This is a genomic window from Streptomyces sp. B1I3 (assembly GCF_030816615.1).
In the GTDB taxonomy this organism is placed as follows: Bacteria; Actinomycetota; Actinomycetes; order Streptomycetales; family Streptomycetaceae; genus Streptomyces.
This window is the reverse complement of record NZ_JAUSYD010000001.1, coordinates 2,045,415-2,063,452: the sequence shown is the minus strand read 5'-3', so window position 1 is coordinate 2,063,452 and position 18,038 is coordinate 2,045,415. Positions and strand designations below refer to the sequence as shown.

Below are 18,038 nucleotides of genomic sequence, written 5' to 3'. Positions count from 1 at the left end.
ACTCGGACGTGTGTTCTTGACTATCGGTACGACCGGCAACCCTGAGCGTCCCGCCACCGATCTCGGATTCCTGCTGCACAAGCACCCCGGGAAGGCGCAGGCGTTCTCCACCTCGCACGGCACCGCGCACGTCTTCTACCCCGAGGCGTCAGCGGAGCGGTGCACGGCCGCGCTGCTGTTGGAGGTGGATCCGGTGGCGCTGGTGCGGCGCGGCAAGGGCAAGGGCAGGGGCGGCGCCCCCGACGCGGCCCTCGCGCAATACGTCAACGACCGGCCCTACGCGGCGTCCTCGCTGCTCTCGGTCGCGATGGCGGCGGTCTTCAAGTCCGCGCTCAACGGTGTGTGCCGGGCCATGCCCGAGAGGGCCGAGGAGTCCTTGCCACTGCGCGTCGAGGTGCCCGCGCTGCCGGCGCGAGGTGGTGCCGAGCTGGTGCACAAGCTTTTCGGGCCGCTGGGCTGGACACGGGTCGACGCCGTGCCCGTACCCCTGGACGAGCAGTTTCCCCAGTGGGGTGACTCGCGCTACGTACGGCTGGTGCTGGAGGGCGAGGTGCGGCTGGCCGACGCGCTGCGCCAGCTGTACGTGCTGCTGCCGGTCCTCGACGACGCCAAGCACTACTGGGTCGCGCCCGACGAGGTGGACAAGCTGCTCCGGGCCGGGGACGGCTGGCTGGTCGACCACCCGGAGCAGAAGCTCATCACCAGCCGCTATCTCTCCCGCCGCTGGGGGCTGACCCGGCAGGCGACGGAGCGGCTCGAACTGGTGCGGCTGGCGGAGTCGGACGACCTGGAGGTGGAGAGCGTCGACAACGCGGTGGACGAGACCACCGACACGGAGGAGAAGCCGGTGCCGCTCGCCGAGCAGCGCCGCGAGGCGATCCTGACGGCACTCCGCGCCGCCGGGGCGGCCCGTGTGCTCGACCTCGGCTGCGGGCAGGGCCAGTTGGTCCAGGCACTGCTCAGGGACGTGCGTTTCACGGAGATCGTGGGGGTGGACGTGTCGATGCGGGCGCTGGCCATCGCCTCGCGCCGACTCAAGGTGGACCGGATGGGCGAGCGGCAGGCCGCCCGGGTCGCCCTTCGTCAGGGTGCGCTGACCTACACCGACAAACAACTGAAGGGGTACGACGCGGCCGTGCTCAGTGAGGTGATCGAGCACCTGGACCTGGAACGGCTGCCTGCGCTGGAGTTCGCCGTGTTCGGGTCGGCGCGACCGCGGACCGTGCTCGTGACGACCCCGAACGTCGAGTACAACGTCCGCTGGGAGACGCTCCCGGCCGGACACGTGCGCCACGGTGACCACCGTTTCGAGTGGACCCGGCAGGAGTTCCGTGACTGGGCGGAGCAGGTGGCCGGACGCCACGGCTACACGGTGACGTTCCTCCCCGTGGGGCCGGACGACCCGGAGGTGGGGCCGCCCACACAGATGGCCGTGTTCACGATGAGCACGCCGGCGTCGGCACCGGCACCGGCGCCGACGACGAGGAAGAAGGAGGCGAAGGCCGCATGACCGGTACCTCTCGCACGCTGCCGGTGACCGACCTGTCCCTCGTCGTGCTCATCGGCGCCAGCGGCTCGGGCAAGTCCACCTTCGCGCGCAGGAATTTCAGGCCCACGGAGATCGTCTCCTCGGACTTCTGCCGCGGCCTCGTCGCGGACGACGAGAACGACCAGGGCGCCAGCCGTGACGCCTTCGACGTCCTGCACTACATCGCCGGCAAGCGCCTGGCCGCCGGACGGCTCACCGTCGTCGACGCCACCAACGTGCAGTCCGAGAGCCGCAGGCAGCTCGTGCAGCTGGCCAGGCAGTACGACGTGCTGCCCATCGCCATCGTGCTGGACCTGCCGGAGGAGGTCTGCCGCGCGCGCAACAGCACCCGTGCCGACCGCGCCGGCATGCCCCGCCATGTCGTCCAGCGCCACCGGCGCGAGCTGCAGCGATCGCTCCGCGGCCTGGAGCGCGAGGGCTTCCGCAAGGTGCACATCCTGCACACCGAGGAGGAGGCCGCCTCCGCCGAGATCGTCCTGGAGCGCCGCTACAACGACCTCCGCCATCTCACAGGCCCCTTCGACATCATCGGCGACATCCACGGCTGCAGTTCCGAACTGGAGTCGCTGCTGGGGAAGCTGGGCTACTCCGACGGCGTCCACCCCGAGGGGCGCACCGCCGTCTTCGTCGGCGACCTCGTCGACCGCGGACCCGACAGCCCCGGTGTGCTCCGCCGCGTCATGTCCATGGTGGCGGCCGGCAACGCCCTGTGCGTCCCGGGCAACCACGAGAACAAGCTCGGCCGTTACCTCAAGGGCCGCAAGGTCCAGCACACGCACGGTCTCGCCGAGACCGTCGAGCAGCTGGAGCGGGAGGACGCCAAGGACCCGGAGTTCCGCGGTCAGGTCGCGGAGTTCATCGACGGGCTGGTCAGCCATTACGTCCTGGACGAGGGCAAGCTGGTCGTCTGTCACGCCGGGCTGCCCGAGAAGTACCACGGCCGCACCTCCGGGCGGGTGCGTTCGCACGCGCTGTACGGGGACACGACGGGCGAGACCGACGAGTTCGGGCTGCCGGTGCGCTATCCGTGGGCGGAGGACTACCGCGGCCGTGCGGCCGTGGTCTACGGCCACACCCCCGTGCCCGTCACCTCGTGGATCAACAACACCCTCTGCCTGGACACCGGAGCGGTGTTCGGCGGGAGGATGACCGCCCTGCGCTGGCCGGAACGCGAGATCGTCGACGTGCCCGCCGAGCAGGTCTGGTACGAACCGGTGAGGCCGCTGGTCACCGAGGCGCCCGGGGGCCGGGAGGGCCGCCCGCTCGACCTCGCCGACGTGCAGGGCCGCCGCGTCGTGGAGACCCGTCACATGGGCCGTGTCGCGGTGCGCGAGGAGAACGCCGCGGCGGCGCTCGAAGTGATGAGCCGGTTCGCAGTCGACCCGAGGCTGCTCGCCTACCTCCCGCCGACCATGGCTCCGACCGCCACCTCCCAGGAGGCGGGCTTCCTGGAGCACCCGGCCGAAGCCTTCGCGCAGTACCGCGCGGACGGTGTCGGCAGGGTCGTCTGCGAGGAGAAGCACATGGGTTCGCGGGCGGTGGCCCTGGTCTGCCGCGACGCCGCGACGGCCCGGGAGCGATTCGGCACAGACGGCCCCACCGGCGCCTTGTACACGCGCACCGGGCGGCCGTTCCTGGACGACGCGGCGCTCACCGAAGTCGTCCTCGGCAGGCTGCGGACCGCCGTCACCGCCGCCGGTCTCTGGGAGGAGTGGGACACCGACTGGGTGTTGCTGGACGCGGAGCTGATGCCCTGGTCCCTCAAGGCCGCCGGTCTCCTGCGCTCGCAGTACGCGGCCGTGGGCGCGGCATCCGGGGCAGCGCTCCCCGTGGCCGGTGAGGCCCTCGCGGCGGCGGCTGCCCGCGGGGTGGACGTCACCGCCCTCGCCGGCCGGCAGCGCGAGCGGGCCGCGGACGCCGAGGCGTTCACCGAGGCGTACCGGCGCTACTGCTGGAGCACCGAAGGGCTCGACGGGGTACGGCTCGCACCGTTCCAGATCCTCGCCGTGCGGGGCCGCTCGCTGGCCTCCGTGCCGCACGACGAGCAGCTGGCCTGGCTGGACCGGCTCGTCGAGCACGACCCGACCGGGCTGCTCCAGGTCACCCGCCGTCTCGTCGTGGACACCGGTGACGACGCCTCCGTGCGCTCCGGCATCGACTGGTGGCTGGAGATGACCGGACGTGGTGGGGAGGGCATGGTCGTCAAACCGCTCGGCGCCCTCGTACGGGACGCCAAGGGCGGGCTCGTCCAGCCGGGCATCAAGGTGCGCGGCCGGGAGTACCTGCGGATCATCTACGGTCCCGAGTACACGCGGCCGGAGAACCTTGAGCGCCTGCGTTCGCGGTTCCTCGGCCACAAGAGGTCGCTGGCCCTGCGCGAGTACGGTCTCGGCCTCGAGGCCCTGGACAGGCTGGCCGAGGGGGAGCCGCTCTGGCGGGTCCACGAGGCAGTCTTCGCGGTCCTCGCCCTGGAGTCGGAGCCGGTCGACCCCCGGCTCTGACGACCGTTGGCGGTTCGAAGGGGTGAACGGCGCCCCGCGCGGTGAGGATGAAGGCATGGGATTCCATGTCGACTCCGAGGCCGGGCGGCTGCGCCGCGTCATCCTGCACCGCCCCGATCTGGAACTGAAGCGGCTCACCCCGAGCAACAAGGACGCGCTCCTGTTCGACGACGTGCTGTGGGTGCGTCGTGCCAGGGAGGAACACGACGGCTTCGCCGACGTGCTGCGCGACCGGGGCGTCGAGGTCCATCTCTTCGGCGATCTGCTCCGGGAGTCCCTCGACATCCCGGTGGCGCGGCGACTCGTCCTCGACCGGGTCTTCGAGGAGAAGGAGTACGGACCGCTCGCCACCGAACACCTGCGTGCCGCCTTCGAGGAGCTGACCACCGCCGAGCTGACCGAGGCTCTCGTCGGCGGCATGACGAAACGGGAGTTCCTGGAGCGGCACTCCGAACCGACGTCCGTCCGCTTCCACGTCATGGACCTGGACGACTTCCTGCTCAACCCCCTGCCCAACCACCTCTTCACCCGTGACACCTCGGCGTGGATCTACGACGGGGTGTCCATCAACGCGATGCGATGGCCGGCCAGGCAGCGCGAGACCGTGCACTTCGAGGCGATCTACCGGCACCATCCCCTGTTCACCGGCCCGGAGGCGGGCGTCTTCCACCACTGGTCGGAAGGGCAGGACGACTACCCGTCCACCATCGAGGGCGGTGACGTCCTCGTGCTCGGCCGGGGCGCCGTCCTGATCGGGATGAGTGAACGGACCACCCCGCAGGCCGTGGAGATGCTGGCCAGGGGCCTCTTCGACGCCGGATCGGCCCGGACGATCGTGGCGCTCGACATGCCCAAGCGCCGCGCGTTCATGCACCTCGACACGGTGATGACGATGGTCGACGGGGACACGTTCACGAAGTACGCCGGTCTCGGGATGCTCCGCTCGTACACCATCGAGCCGGGCAGCGGCCCCCGCGAGCTGAAGGTCACCGACCACCCGCCCGAGCACATGCACCGGGCCATCGCCGCCGCGCTGGGCCTGGACACGATCCGGGTGCTCACCGCCACCCAGGACGTCCACGCGGCCGAGCGGGAGCAGTGGGACGACGGCTGCAACGTGCTGGCCGTGGAACCCGGTGTCGTCGTCGCCTACGAGCGCAACGCCACCACCAACACACACCTGCGCAAGGAAGGCATCGAGGTCATCGAGATCCGCGGCAGCGAGCTGGGCCGGGGGCGGGGCGGCCCGCGGTGCATGAGCTGCCCGGTGGTCCGTGACCCGGTGTGAGCAGTGTTCCGTGCCCCGGTGCGAGCGGCGCGGGAGAGCCCGACGCTGCGGGGCCTGTATAGCGATGCGGAGCTTCGTATAGACTTCCGGTCCGGCGTGCAAGCGCGCGCAAGCAGAGCTCGCGCGCAGCCGCGTCCGTGCACGCCCGCCGCCCGTCCGCAGTCCGACCCAGGAGCATCGCCATGGCCATAGACCTCGCAGGCCGCCACTTCCTGAAGGAGCTGGATTTCACGGCCGAGGAGTTCCGCGGTCTGATCTCCCTGTCCGCCGAGCTCAAGGCCGCCAAGAAGGCCGGCACGGAGGTGCGGAGGCTGGGTGGCAAGAACATTGCGCTGATCTTCGAGAAGACGTCGACCCGTACCCGTTGCGCGTTCGAGGTGGCCGCCGCGGACCAGGGCGCCTCCACGACGTACCTCGATCCTTCGGGCTCCCAGATGGGGCACAAGGAGTCGGTGAAGGACACGGCCCGGGTGCTCGGCCGGATGTTCGACGGCATCGAGTACCGGGGTGACAGCCAGCAAGCCGTCGAGGAGCTGGCCGCGCACGCCGGCGTCCCCGTCTTCAACGGGCTGACCGACGACTGGCACCCCACCCAGATGCTCGCCGACGTCCTGACGATGACCGAGCACAGCGCGAAGCCGTTGGAGGAGATCGCTTTCGCCTACCTCGGCGACGCCCGCTTCAACATGGGCAACTCCTACCTGGTCACCGGCGCGCTGCTCGGCATGGACGTCCGGATCGTCGCGCCCGCCTCCTACTGGCCGGCGCAGGCCGTCGTGGATCTGGCCCGGGAGCTCGCGGGGTCCAGCGGCGCGCGCATCACCCTCACCGAGGACGTCACCGAAGGCGTCCGGGGGGCCGACTTCGTCGCCACCGACGTCTGGGTCTCCATGGGGGAGCCGAAGGAGGTCTGGGACGAGCGCATCTCCGTCCTCGCGCCCTACTCCGTGACCATGGACGTCCTGCGCGCCACCGGGAACGCCGCCGTGAAGTTCATGCACTGCCTCCCCGCCTACCACGACCTCGGCACGAAGGTGGGCAGGGAGATCCATGCGCGCCACGGTCTGACGGAGCTCGAGGTCACCGACGAGGTCTTCGAGTCCGCGTACTCCGTCGTCTTCGACGAGGCGGAGAACCGGATGCACACGATCAAGGCCGTTCTCGTGGCGACGCTGGCCGGTGACGGGCCGAGCGTATGAAGATGCACCCAATTGGGTGAACATGCAAGGTGGTGGCTACGATGGTGCCACTTGGTGGGGTTCGGGCTCGCACGCTCGAACCCCATTTCCATGGGCCCGAACCCCCGACCGGCCGCGCACGGGCCGGAGCCCCCACGGCTCCCGTTCCCGCGCGTCCCCGCTCGCCTCCCCCTTGCTCCACCAGGAAAGAGAACGTCCCCCCATGAGCCCGGCCCCCCACACCCCGCAGAGCCCCGCGAGCCCCTCGCGCCGCACAGGGGCGCGCATCAAGAGCCCCGCCGTGCTGGTCGCCGAGTCCGGAGCCGATCTCGAGGGCCACGGCCTGCGCCGCACCATGGGCCTGTTCCAGCTCGTGTGCTTCGGAGTCGGCGCCATCGTCGGCACCGGCATCTTCGTCGGCCTGTCCGACAGCGTCGCCGAGGCGGGCCCCGCCGTGGTGGTCTCCTTCGTCCTCGCCGCGATCACCTGCATCTTCACGGCCTTCTCCTTCGCCGAGCTCGGCGGCGCCATCCCCGTCTCCGGCAGTTCGTACTCCTTCGCCTACGCCACCCTCGGGGAGCGCGTCGCCTTCCTCGTCGGCTGGTGTCTGCTCCTGGAGTACGGCGTCTCAGTCTCGGCGGTCGCGGTGGGCTGGAGCCAGTACGTCAACGAACTGCTGGACAGTCTCGTCGGCGTGCACCTGCCGGCCGCACTCTCCTCCGGCCCCGCCGACGGCGGGGCCGTCAACCTGCCGGCGATCGTCGTGGTCATGATGGCCGCCACCCTGCTGGTGCGCGGAATCAGGGAGAGCGCGGGCGCCACTGCGGCGATGGCGGTCCTGAAGATCGGCATCCTCATCGCGTTCTGCGCGATCGCCTTCACCGCGTTCGAGGACGGGCACCTCTCGCCGTTCGCCCCCCAGGGCGTGTCCGGGGTCACCGCCGGTGCCTCGGTGGCGTTCTTCTCGTACATCGGCTTCGACGCCATCACCACCGCGGGCGAGGAGGTCAAGGACCCCCGGCGGAACATCCCGATCGCGATCATGATCTGCATCGGTCTGGTCACCCTGCTCTACTGCGCGGTCGCCCTCGGGGCCATCGGCGCCCTGGGCGCGGACGCCGTGGGGGGCAAGCCGGCCGCGCTCTCGCTGGTGGTCGACCAGGTCACCGGCTCGACCGTCGGCGGCGGCATCATCGCGTTCGGCGCGGTCGTCGCCATCGCGTCCGTCGTGCTCGCCGTGATGTACGGACAGACCCGGATCCTCATGTCGATGTCCCGCGACGGGCTGGTGCCCCGGGTCTTCGAGCGCGTCTCGCCGCGCACCCACACGCCCGTCGCCAACACGTGGATCGTGGCCGTCGTCTTCGCGGTCCCGGCCGCGTTCTCGTCCCTGGACGCGGTGGTGAACCTGACGACCATCGGCACGCTCGCCACGATGGCGGTGGTGAACATCGCCGTGATCGCGCTGCGCCGCCGCAACCCGGAGCTGAAGCGTTCCTTCCGGGTGCCGCTCTACCCGGTGAGTCCGATCCTGGGCGTCGGTTTCTGCCTGTACCTGATGTACGGGACGGGCTGGGCGACGTGGCTGCAGTTCCTGGTCTTCCTGGCGGCCGGCGCCCTGCTGTACGCCGGATACGGGCGCAGCCGCTCCCGGCTGGTCAGCTCGGCGGACCCGGTGTCGCCGGGAGAGTGAACCAGACGGCCTTCCCGTGTTCCGTGGCACGGTGACCGCAGGCGGAGCTGAGGGTGCGGATCAGGAGCAGCCCCCGGCCGTGCTCCTGCCACGGGTCCGGGGTGCTGCCCGGCCGTAGCGCCGACAGGTCCCCGGGCGGACCCGGGTCGTGGTCGTGGACCTCCACCTGGCAGCCGGTCGCCATGAGCTCGACCACCAGTTCGATGGGCCCCGAGCCGTCGGTGTGCTCCACGGCGTTCGCGACCAGCTCCGCCGTGAGCAGCTCGGCGGTGTCGCTGTCCGCGGCCGCCTTGAGGTCCGCCAGCGCCGTACGGATGAGGGCGCGGGCGATCGGCACGGCGGCCGAGGAGTGCGGTAGGGCGATGCGCCAGGAGGCGGGCGGTGGCGCGGGTGCGGGGGCGTCGGGCGGCAAGGCGGCTTCCGTTCGGGTGCGAGACATCCTGTGACGGGACTTCTGTTTTTGGGACGTGCGCCACGGTGTTTGTTCCGGGGTTGCTGCGCCCGGGACGGCTGCGTCAGGAGTTCTGTACCAGGACTTCCTGCGCCCAACCATACGAAGTGCGTCGCTCCAGACATAGGGGCGGTCGGCCGGTACGAACGGGACGTTCGCCACAGCGTCCCCACAGGTCGCATATCGCGTACTCCTGACGGAAGTCACGTACGAGTGATAACTTCGTAGCGGATCGGCAGCAGCCCGACGGCCCAAGGAGACCTTCCATGAGCCCGTTCACCGGCTCCGTCCCGCGCACGGAGCGATGGCAGCATCTGCGCCTGACGACGCACGACGGTGTGGCGACGGTCACGCTCGCCCGCCCGGAGAAGCTCAACGCACTCACCTTCGGCGCCTATGCCGACCTGCGCGATCTCCTCGCCGAGCTTTCCCGGGAACGCTCCGTACGCGCGCTGGTGCTCGCCGGTGAGGGGCGTGGCTTCTGCTCCGGTGGCGACGTCGACGAGATCATCGGCGCGACGCTCGCCATGGACACCGCCCAGCTCCTGGACTTCAACCGGATGACCGGGCAGGTCGTACGGGCCCTGCGGGAGTGCCCCTTCCCCGTCGTCGCCGCCGTGCACGGGGTCGCGGCAGGAGCCGGGGCGGTCCTCGCGCTGGCCGCCGACTTCCGCGTCGCCGATCCCTCGGCCCGCTTCGCCTTCCTCTTCACCAAGGTAGGTCTCTCCGGCGGTGACATGGGAGCCGCCTACCTCCTGCCGCGTGTCGTCGGTCTCGGGCACGCCACCCGGCTCCTGATGCTCGGCGACCCCGTCCGCGCCCCCGAGGCCGAGCGCATCGGCCTGATCAGCGAGCTTGCCGAGGAAGGCCGGGCCGACGCCCGTGCGGCGGCGCTCGCCCGCCGGCTGGCGGACGGCCCCGCGCTCGCCCTCGCCCAGACCAAGGCGCTCCTCACCGCCGAGCTCGACATGCCGCTCGCGGCCTCCGTGGAAATGGACGCCGCCACCCAGGCCCTGCTGATGCACGGTGAGGACTACGCGGAGTTCCACGCCGCCTTCGGCGAGAAGCGGCCGCCGAAGTGGCAAGGCCGGTAGCGCCGTGACCCCGCCCGGCATCGGACGGATCGCGGTCATCGGCGGCGGGCCCGGCGGACTGTACGCGGCGGCCCTCCTCAAAAGGCTCGGACCCGGGCGCGAGATCACCGTCTGGGAACGCAACGCACCCGACGACACATTCGGCTTCGGTGTGGTCCTCTCCGACGAGACACTCGGCGGTATCGAGCAGGCCGACCCCGTCGTGTACCGGGCGCTGCGGGACGCGCTCGTCCGCTGGGACACCATCGACGTCGTGCACCGGGGCGAGACCCTGACGTCGGGCGGCCACGGCTTCGCCGCGACGGGCCGCAGACGCCTGCTGCGGATCCTGCACGAGCGCTGCGCGTCCCTGGGGGTACGACTCCGCTTCGGGACGGAGGCCCCGCCCGCCGCGGAACTCGCGACCAGTCATGACCTCGTCATCGCCGCCGACGGGGTGCACAGTCTCACCCGGAAGGCACACGCCGGCCACTTTCGCCCGACGGTCACCACCCACCACAACCGCTACATCTGGCTCGCCGCAGGCTTCGCCCTCGACGCCTTCCGCTTCGAGATCGCCGAGACGGAGCACGGCGTGATGCAACTGCACGCCTACCCCTTCGCGCCCGACGCCTCCACCGTCATCGTCGAGATGCGCGAAGAGGTCTGGCGTGCCGCAGGGCTCGACACCTGCGGCACCGCCGAGTCGGCCGAACGCTGTGCCGAGGTCTTCGCCGAGGCCCTGGGCGGACGGCCGCTGCGCTCCAACAACTCCTCCTGGCTGACCTTCGCCACCGTCACCAACGCCCGCTGGTCGCACGGCACCACGGTCCTCCTCGGCGACGCCGCCCACACCGCCCACTTCTCCATCGGTTCGGGGACCAAGCTCGCCGTCGAGGACGCCCTCGCCCTGGCCGCCTGCACCGAGGAGCATCCCGACCTGCTCACCGCCCTCGCCGCGTACGAGGCGGAGCGCCGCCCGGCCGTCCTGTCCACCCAGCGGGCCGCGGCGGCCAGCCTGCGCTGGTTCGAGGACCTCCCGCTGTACGTGGACCAGCCGCCCCGGCGGTTCGCCTTCAACCTCCTCACCCGCAGCCGGCGCGTCACCCACGACAACCTGCGGCTGCGCGACCCCGGATTCACCGGAGCGGTCGAGGAGGAGTTCGGCTGCCCGCCGGACACCCCGCCGATGTTCACACCGCTGCGGCTGCGCGGCCTGGAGCTCCGCAACCGGGTCGTCGTCTCGCCCATGGACATGTACTCGGCGGTCGGAGGCCTGCCCGCCGACCTCCACCTCGTCCACCTCGGGGCGCGTGCGCTCGGAGGTGCCGGTCTCGTCATGACCGAGATGGTGTGCGTGAGCCCCGAAGGACGCATCACCCCCGGCTGCACCGGCCTGTGGACCGACGAGCAGAACGGCGCCTGGAGCCGGATCACCCGCTTCGTCCACGACTCGGCGCCCGGTACCGCCATCGGCGTGCAGCTGGGCCACTCCGGCCGCAAGGGTTCCACCCGGCTGATGTGGGAGGGCATCGACCAGCCGCTGGAGGAGGGCAACTGGCCCGTCACCGCCGCCTCCCCGCTCCCGTACGCACCGGGCGTCAGCCAGACCCCCCGGGCGCTGGACCGGGCCGGTCTCGCCACCGTCCGCGCGCAGTTCACCGACGCCGCGCGGCGGGCGGCCCGCAGTGACTTCGACCTCCTCGAACTGCACTGCGCCCACGGTTACCTGCTCTCCGGCTTCCTCTCCCCGCTCACCAACCGGCGCACCGACGCCTACGGCGGCACGGCGGCGAAGCGGCTCCGGTTCCCTCTGGAGGTCTTCGACGCCGTCCGCGAGGTGTGGCCGGCGGACCGGCCGATGACCGTCCGGATCTCCGCCACGGACTGGGCCGAGGGCGGCACGAGTGCCGAGGACTCCCTCGCCGTCGCCCGTGCCTTCGCCCGCCACGGGGCGGACGCCATCGACGTCTCCACCGGACAGGTCGTACCGGACGAACGCCCCGAGTACGGCCGCTCCTACCAGACCCCGTACGCCGACCGCATCCGCAACGCGGTGGGCGTCCCCGTCATCGCGGTCGGCGCCATCTCCTCCTGGGACGACGTCAACTCGCTGCTCCTGGCCGGGCGGGCCGACCTCATCGCCCTGGCCCGCCCGCACCTGTACGACCCGCACTGGACCCTGCACGCCGCGGCCGAGCAGGGGTACGCCGGCCCGGGCGCCCCCTGGCCGCTCCCGTACCGCGCGGGCAGCCGCACCCCGCCGACGGGCCGAGGCGACCATCCCGGGCCCCGGCTCACCCTGAGCTGAGCGTCAGGCACTCGTGGCAGCGGCAGGGAACGGGATGGGGTGAGGCCCAGTGGGCGGTGCGGTACCCGGCGGCCAGCGGGCCGAGGCGGGCGGCGAGCTCCTCCGCGTCCTGCCGGTTCGTCCAGCAGCCGCCCACGCCCGCCTCCTCGCACAGCCGCAGCACGGTCGGGCTGTGGACCGGCACGGCCCGGAAGGTGTGCAGATTGCGCGTCGCCATGTCGATCGCGATGTACGTGCCGGTGTGCCGCCCGCGCCCGATCGTGGTCAGCTGCTCATGGCCCGCCCCCGCGTAGGTCTCGATGACGTAGATCTTGGAGCCGCCCCGGTACGACTTGGTGCCGGGCCGCAGCTCCTGACCGTCCTCGCCGTAGCGCCGCCACCGCACGACGTTCGCGGCGACCAGCCACCGCTGCTCCGCCGGCGTCTCCCCGGCCCCGGCCGTCACTTCGGCTCCGCCGTGACCACCAGCCGGTCGCAGACCGGTTCGTAACCGATGCGGCGGTACACGCCGTTGCTCGTCGGGTCGGCGAGGTCGGTGAAGAGCAGCACCTGACGGGCGCCCCCCTCCCGCGCCACCCGGCTGACCTGCGCCGTCACCGCCGCCGCGTATCCGCGGCTCCGGTGCTCCGGCGGGGTGTGGACCGTCGCCACCCGCACGGTGCCCGCGAGTTCGCGCGAGACGCCCGCCATGGACACCGCGACCCCGTCGTCCTCCCAGAGCGTCAGCCCGCCCTGTGCGATCCGCTCGTCGGCGACCCGCCCGGCCCGGTCGCCCGGCTGGCCGGTCTCCTCGCAGAAGGCGCGCAGCCGGTCGACGAGCAGCGCCCGGTCGGCGCTGGTGGCGGTGCGGGGCCGGCCGCCGGGCGCGGGGGAGGGCGGTACCAACTCGCCCAGTTGGTACAGCCGGTGCTCCGCGTCGACCCGGTGGCCGGGCCAGTGGGCGGCGAGGGCCTGCGCGGTGGCGCGGTCCGCGTTGACGCCGGTCAGCGGGAACGCCCGGACCAGCGGACCCAGCGCCTCCGGGGCCACCGTGCCCAGGACCGGCACGTACGGCGGCGTCCGCACCAGCGTCCCCGCCACCTCGCCGTCGGCCCCGCGCCACCAGCCCAGCACCGGCGTACCGTCGCCGTAGGCGTGCGGGCCGCTGTGGCGCAGGGTCGCCGTGACGGTCAGCACCAGGGTGTTCTCGGCGGGCCGAACGGCGAGCGACGCACCGGCCGCGTCGAGGAAGGTGCCGACGTCATCGGTGAAGGTCCAGGGCATTGCCTCATAGTGCCGGGTGAACAGGCCGTCAGGCACCCGGGTTTCAGCCTGTGGCCGCCCGGGCGCGCACGAACCGGCTCCCGGCGTCGCGCAGCCGGGCGTGCAGCAGCCCGAACACCTCGGCCGAGCGGCCGCCCGGCCAGTCCTCCGGCAGCAGTTCACCGGGCAGCCCGGGATCGGCGTACGGCAGTCGCCGCCAGGCGTCGAGGGCGCGGAGGTAGTCCCGGTAGGCCTCCGCCGGGTCCGGCCCGGCCTCGCCGGCCCGTGCCTCCCAGGCCCGCAGCACCGGTTCCTGCTGCGCCAGGAACTCCCCGTGGAGCCGGGCGAGCGCGTCCAGGTCCCACCAGCGCGCCACGGACTCCTTCGTCGCCGCGAAGCCGAGGTGCTCCCCCCGGAACAGCTCGACGTACGGCGCGAGTTCCAGCCGCTCCAAGGTGTGCCGCGTCTCCTCGTACAGCCCGGCGGGCGCGATCCACACCCCGGGGGCCGCCGTGCCGAAGCCGAGCCCGCCGAGCCGGGAGCGCAGCAGGTGCCGCTTGTGGCGCTCGGCCTCCGGTACGGAGAAGACGGCGAGGAGCCAGCCGTCCGGGAGGCGGGGCGAGGGATGCCGGTAGATGCGCCGGTCGCCGTCGTCCAGCAGCTGACGGGCACCGGGCGACAGGGCGTACCCGGCCGCCCCGTCCGCCGTGCGGGCGGGCAGGAGCAGACCGCGGCGCTTGAGCCGGGAGACGGAGGAGCGTACGGACGGGGCGTCCACGCCGACGGCGTGCAGCAGCCGGATCAGCTCGGACACCGCCAGCGGGGCGTCGTCGGCGTCTCGGCCGTACGCGCCGTACAGGCTGACGATCAGGGAACGGGGGGTGTGCTCGGCCACGCGCTCACTCTAGAACGCCTGTGCCGCGCAGCCGGAAGCGCTGCAGCTTTCCGGTCGCGGTCCTCGGGAGCGCGGGCAGGAACGTGAGGACGCGGGGGCACTTGTGCGGCGCCAGCTCCGACTTCATGTGGGTGCGCAGCCCGTCGGCCGACTGCCGGGCTCCCTCGCGCAGCACCACGTACGCCGCGACGACCTGGCCGCGCAGTGCGTCCGCCTGTCCCACCACCGCGGCCTCGACAACGTCGGGGTGGCGCAGAAGGGCTTCCTCGACCTCGGGGCCCGCGATGTTGTAACCGGACGAGATGATCATGTCGTCGGCGCGTGCCACGTAGCGGAAGTAGCCGTCCGGCTCGCGGACGTAGGTGTCGCCGGTGATGTTCCAGCCGTGGCGCACGTACAGGCGCTGGCGCTCGTCGGCGAGATACCGGCAGCCGACCGGGCCGCGCACCGCCAGCAGGCCGGGTTCGCCGTCGGGGAGCTCCGCCCCGTCCTCGTCCACCACCCGCGCCTGCCAGCCCGGCACGGGGACGCCGGTGGTCCCGGGGCGGACCGCCTCGTCGGCCGCGGAGATGAAGATGTGCAGCAGTTCCGTCGCCCCGATGCCGTTGACGATGCGCAGACCCGTCCGCTCGTACCAGGACCGCCAGGTGGCGGCCGGCAGGTTCTCTCCGGCGGAGACGCACCGCCGCAGGGCCGAGAGGTCGTGGCCGTCGAGCGCGTCGAGCATCACCCGGTACGCGGTCGGCGCCGTGAACAGCACCGAGACCCGGTGGGCGGCGATCGCCGGGAGCAACTGCTCGGGGCCCGCCCGCTCCAGCAGCAGCGAGGAGGCGCCCGCCCGCAGCGGGAAGATGACCAGCCCGCCGAGCCCGAAGGTGAAGCCGAGCGGCGGGCTGCCCGCGAACACGTCGTCCGCGACGGGCCGCAGGACGTGCCGGGAGAAGGTGTCGGCGACGGCCAGCACATCGCGGTGGACGTGCATACAGCCCTTGGGCCGCCCGGTGGTGCCAGAAGTGAACGCGATGAGCGCGACGTCGTCGGACGCCGTGTCCACCGCCCGGTACGGCCCCGGCCGCTTCGCCGCCAGCTCCGTCAGGTCCCCGGGGCCCCCGCCGCCGTACGCGGTGATCCGCAGCCCCGGCACCCCGGCCTTCGCCAGGTCGCCGAGCGACCTCGAGTCGCACAGGGCCTGGCCGACCCGGGCGAACGAGCAGATGGTGGCCAGCTCCGCCGCCCGCTGCTGGGCCAGCACGGTCACGGCGACCGCGCCCGCCTTCATCACCGCGAGCCAGCAGGCCGCGAGCCAGGGCGTGGTGGGGCCTCGCAGCAGCACGCGGTTGCCGGGTACGACGCCCAGGTCGCTCGTCAGTACGTGGGCGATCCGGTCCACCCGGTCCCGCAGCTCCCCGTAGCTCCAGACCGCGCCGGTGCCGCTCCGGAAGGCGGGGCGGTCGGCTCCCATGCGCTCCAGGGTGCGGTCGAGCAGTTCGTACCCGCAGTTCAGCCGGTCGGGGTAGGCCAGTCCGGGGAGGTCGAGGAGCAGCTCGGGCCACTGCTCCGCGGGTGGGAGATGGTCGCGTGCGAACGTGTCGGTGTGCGCACTCCAGGTACCTGACGGCTTCATGAAGCATCGCCCCCTTGTCGCCCTTGGAGCGTATCGTTTGGGTGACGGTAGTCAACGGTCCGCGATAAGTCGTGACAAGAGAGGCGCCGGTATGACGGCATTCTCCCTCGATCCCGGTCGAACCGCCTGGTGCGACGAGCTCCACGCCCTCGCCCGTGACCGGCTGCGCCCACTCGCGGAGAAGGGGACCCCGGGCAAGGTGAACCGGCCGCTCGTCTCCGTGCTCGGCGAGCTCGGCCTCCTGGACCGGATGCTGGGATCCGGAGCGCTGGACCTCTGCCTGCTGCGCGAATCACTGGCCCGCGGCTGCACCGAGGCCGAGACGGCGCTCGCCCTGCAGGGCCTCGGCACCTCTCCCGTGCTGCGGGCGGGCACCCCCGCGCAGCGGGCGCGCTGGCTTCCCGAGGTGCGCGCAGGCCGTGCTGTCGCCGCCTTCGCGCTCAGCGAGCCGGGCGCCGGATCCGACGCGGCGGCCCTCTCGCTCGCCGCCCGGCGCGGACCGGGCGAGGACGGCTGGCGGCTGACCGGCGAGAAGTGCTGGATCTCGAACGCCCCGGAGGCCGACTTCTACACCGTCTTCGCCCGGACGACCGAGGGGGCCGGAGCCCGCGGCGTCACCGCCTTCCTCGTCCCCGCCGATCGCCCCGGGCTCACCGGGACGCCCCTGGAGATGCTCTCGCCCCACCCCGTCGGAGCTCTGCGTTTCGACGGCGTACCCGTCACCGCCGAGGACGTCGTCGGGGAGGTGGACCGGGGTTTCCGCGTGGCCATGGACACCCTGAACCTCTTCCGGCCCAGCGTCGGCGCGTTCGCCGTCGGCATGGCACGTGCGGCCCTCGACGCCACCCTGGAGCACACGGCGGACCGCACCGCGTTCGGCGCTCCGCTGAAGGATCTGCAGGCGGTCTCCCACCAGGTCGCCGAGATGGCCACCCGCACCGAGGCGGCCCGGCTCCTGGTGTACGCGGCCGCCGCGGCCCACGACGCGGGGGAGCCCGGCGTGCCCCGGCGCGCGGCCATGGCCAAGCTGTACGCCACCGAGACCGCGCAGTACGTCGTCGACGCGGCGGTCCAGCTGCACGGGGCGCGCGCCCTGCGCCGCGGCCACCTGCTCGAACACCTCTACCGGGAGGTCCGCGCACCCAGGATCTACGAGGGCGCCACCGAGGTGCAGCGCACCATCATCGCCAAGGAGCTGTACGCGACACAGGAGAGGTCCGCATGAACCCGCTCACCCGGATCAACCCCGCCGCACTCGCCCCGCCCCGAGGTTTCTCGCACGCCGTCACGGCCACCGGCGGCCGGCTGGTCTTCCTCGCCGGCCAGACCGCTCTGGACGGCGAGGGGAAGGTCGTCGGCGCCACCCTTCCCGAGCAGTTCGAGACGGCGCTCGGCAATCTGCTCACCGCCCTGCGCGCGGCGGGTGGTGCCCCCTCCGCCCTCGCCCGGGTGACCGTGTACGCCACCGATGTCGCCGACTACCGGGCCCACGCCAGGGAGCTGGGCAGGATCTGGCGCAGTCTGGCGGGGCGTGAGTACCCCGCGATGGCCGTCGTCGGGACGGTCAGGCTCTGGGACGAACAGGCCCTGGTCGAGCTCGACGGCATCGCGGTGCTGGACTGACCTGGGCCGGAGCGGCACGGACGGGCCGCCCGCCCCCGTGGCGGCGCGCGAGGGGTCAGTACGGCGTGACGAGCACGTGGGCGGCGCCCGGCATGCCGGTCTTCAGGAGCTCGTCCTCCTCGGAGGTCGTCGCACTGGGCGTCTCCTGCTTCAGAGGGCGCGCGACGGGTTCTGCACGAACATGGCGCGCGGGCGGCGCCGTTCCTCCCAGGCGGCGAGCGCGGCGGCCACACCGTCCGGCGACCGGGGGAGAACCAGCGCGGCCTCCACCGCCGTCGCCGCGCCCTGGGCGCCGGTTGGCCCGCTTGCTCGGCCAACGGTCCCTGCGCCGACTGGCGTTGGAAGTGAAGAAGTGTCTGGCCACTGGTGGCGGCCCAGAGGGCCGCCAGTGCGACACCGGGGACGACGGCCGGTACGAGGAGGGTTGCCCGCGACGACATGGGTCTCGAGTCGGTCCGCCGTGACGCGCGCGTGCGCAGGGGAGGCTCTTCGGCGATGGTGCCAGCCGGTGACCGGTGACATCCGTTGAGCACGTGGACCCATGGATATCAGTCGCAGTGCGGAAATGGAGCGCGCCCACACGCTGTGCACGGATGCCCGTCGAACTGCC

14 protein-coding genes are annotated in these 18,038 nt (G+C 72.3%); 9 read left to right on the top strand and 5 right to left on the bottom strand.

What is annotated here, in order from left to right:
- The first annotated feature begins 10 nt into the window (after positions 1-10).
- From QFZ58_RS09360 to QFZ58_RS09340, 5 genes are all read left to right on the top strand, one after another.
- Positions 11-1,510: a 3' terminal RNA ribose 2'-O-methyltransferase Hen1 gene (locus tag QFZ58_RS09360; protein WP_307124462.1), complete on the top strand. Its 1,500-nt coding sequence runs from the start codon at positions 11-13 to the stop codon at positions 1,508-1,510.
- Entirely contained in the window at positions 1,507-4,050 is a 2,544-nt protein-coding gene (locus QFZ58_RS09355; RefSeq protein WP_307124461.1) for a polynucleotide kinase-phosphatase, read from the top strand. Before QFZ58_RS09360 ends, QFZ58_RS09355 begins: the two co-directional genes overlap by 4 nt.
- A 55-nt stretch (positions 4,051-4,105) precedes the next feature.
- On the top strand, positions 4,106-5,338 hold the full coding sequence (locus QFZ58_RS09350) for an arginine deiminase (RefSeq protein WP_307124460.1): 1,233 nt from the start codon (positions 4,106-4,108) through the stop codon (positions 5,336-5,338).
- Between the two features lie 182 nt (positions 5,339-5,520).
- A complete protein-coding gene (gene argF, locus QFZ58_RS09345; protein WP_307124459.1) occupies positions 5,521-6,537 on the top strand; it encodes an ornithine carbamoyltransferase in 1,017 nt (338 codons plus the stop codon).
- A 202-nt stretch (positions 6,538-6,739) separates the two neighbouring features.
- Entirely contained in the window at positions 6,740-8,209 is a 1,470-nt protein-coding gene (locus tag QFZ58_RS09340) for an amino acid permease (protein WP_307124458.1), read from the top strand.
- Here QFZ58_RS09340 and QFZ58_RS09335 read toward each other — a convergent pair.
- On the bottom strand, positions 8,175-8,621 hold the full coding sequence (locus tag QFZ58_RS09335) for an ATP-binding protein (protein ID WP_373428653.1): 447 nt from the start codon (positions 8,619-8,621) through the stop codon (positions 8,175-8,177). The two genes, QFZ58_RS09340 and QFZ58_RS09335, sit on opposite strands and share 35 nt — an antisense overlap.
- Before the next feature lie 305 nt (positions 8,622-8,926).
- Here QFZ58_RS09335 and QFZ58_RS09330 point away from each other — a divergent pair, with 305 nt between their 5' ends.
- Both QFZ58_RS09330 and QFZ58_RS09325 read left to right on the top strand, forming a co-directional pair.
- Positions 8,927-9,754 (top strand): enoyl-CoA hydratase family protein, encoded by an 828-nt coding sequence (locus tag QFZ58_RS09330; RefSeq protein WP_307124456.1) that lies wholly within the window; start codon positions 8,927-8,929, stop codon positions 9,752-9,754.
- Positions 9,755-9,758: 4 nt separating this feature from the next.
- Positions 9,759-12,044 carry a bifunctional salicylyl-CoA 5-hydroxylase/oxidoreductase gene (locus QFZ58_RS09325; protein ID WP_307124455.1) on the top strand — a complete coding sequence of 762 codons (2,286 nt, stop codon included), beginning with the start codon at positions 9,759-9,761 and terminating at the stop codon, positions 12,042-12,044.
- On the opposite strand, the gene QFZ58_RS09320 is transcribed toward QFZ58_RS09325, so the two are convergent.
- The 4 genes from QFZ58_RS09320 to QFZ58_RS09305 are packed head-to-tail and all read right to left on the bottom strand — an operon-like array spanning position 12,031 to position 15,805.
- Positions 12,031-12,489: a hypothetical protein gene (locus QFZ58_RS09320; RefSeq protein WP_307124454.1), complete on the bottom strand. Its 459-nt coding sequence runs from the start codon at positions 12,487-12,489 to the stop codon at positions 12,031-12,033. The genes QFZ58_RS09325 and QFZ58_RS09320 overlap by 14 nt on opposite strands.
- Entirely contained in the window at positions 12,486-13,307 is an 822-nt protein-coding gene (locus QFZ58_RS09315) for a GNAT family N-acetyltransferase (protein WP_307124453.1), read from the bottom strand. The genes QFZ58_RS09320 and QFZ58_RS09315 overlap by 4 nt, the downstream gene beginning before the upstream one ends.
- A gap of 43 nt (positions 13,308-13,350) precedes the next feature.
- On the bottom strand, positions 13,351-14,181 hold the full coding sequence (locus QFZ58_RS09310) for a PaaX family transcriptional regulator C-terminal domain-containing protein (protein WP_307124452.1): 831 nt from the start codon (positions 14,179-14,181) through the stop codon (positions 13,351-13,353).
- A gap of 4 nt (positions 14,182-14,185) precedes the next feature.
- Positions 14,186-15,805: an AMP-binding protein gene (locus tag QFZ58_RS09305; RefSeq protein ID WP_307124451.1), complete on the bottom strand. Its 1,620-nt coding sequence runs from the start codon at positions 15,803-15,805 to the stop codon at positions 14,186-14,188.
- Between the two features lie 91 nt (positions 15,806-15,896).
- Between QFZ58_RS09305 and QFZ58_RS09300 the strand changes: the two genes are divergently transcribed.
- Both QFZ58_RS09300 and QFZ58_RS09295 read left to right on the top strand, forming a co-directional pair.
- Positions 15,897-17,030, top strand: a complete 1,134-nt coding sequence (locus QFZ58_RS09300; RefSeq protein ID WP_307124450.1) for an acyl-CoA dehydrogenase family protein — start codon at positions 15,897-15,899, stop codon at positions 17,028-17,030.
- Complete coding sequence (locus QFZ58_RS09295) at positions 17,027-17,428, top strand: RidA family protein (RefSeq protein WP_307124449.1); 402 nt, start codon at positions 17,027-17,029, stop codon at positions 17,426-17,428. Before QFZ58_RS09300 ends, QFZ58_RS09295 begins: the two co-directional genes overlap by 4 nt.
- Positions 17,429-18,038: the final 610 nt, after the last annotated feature.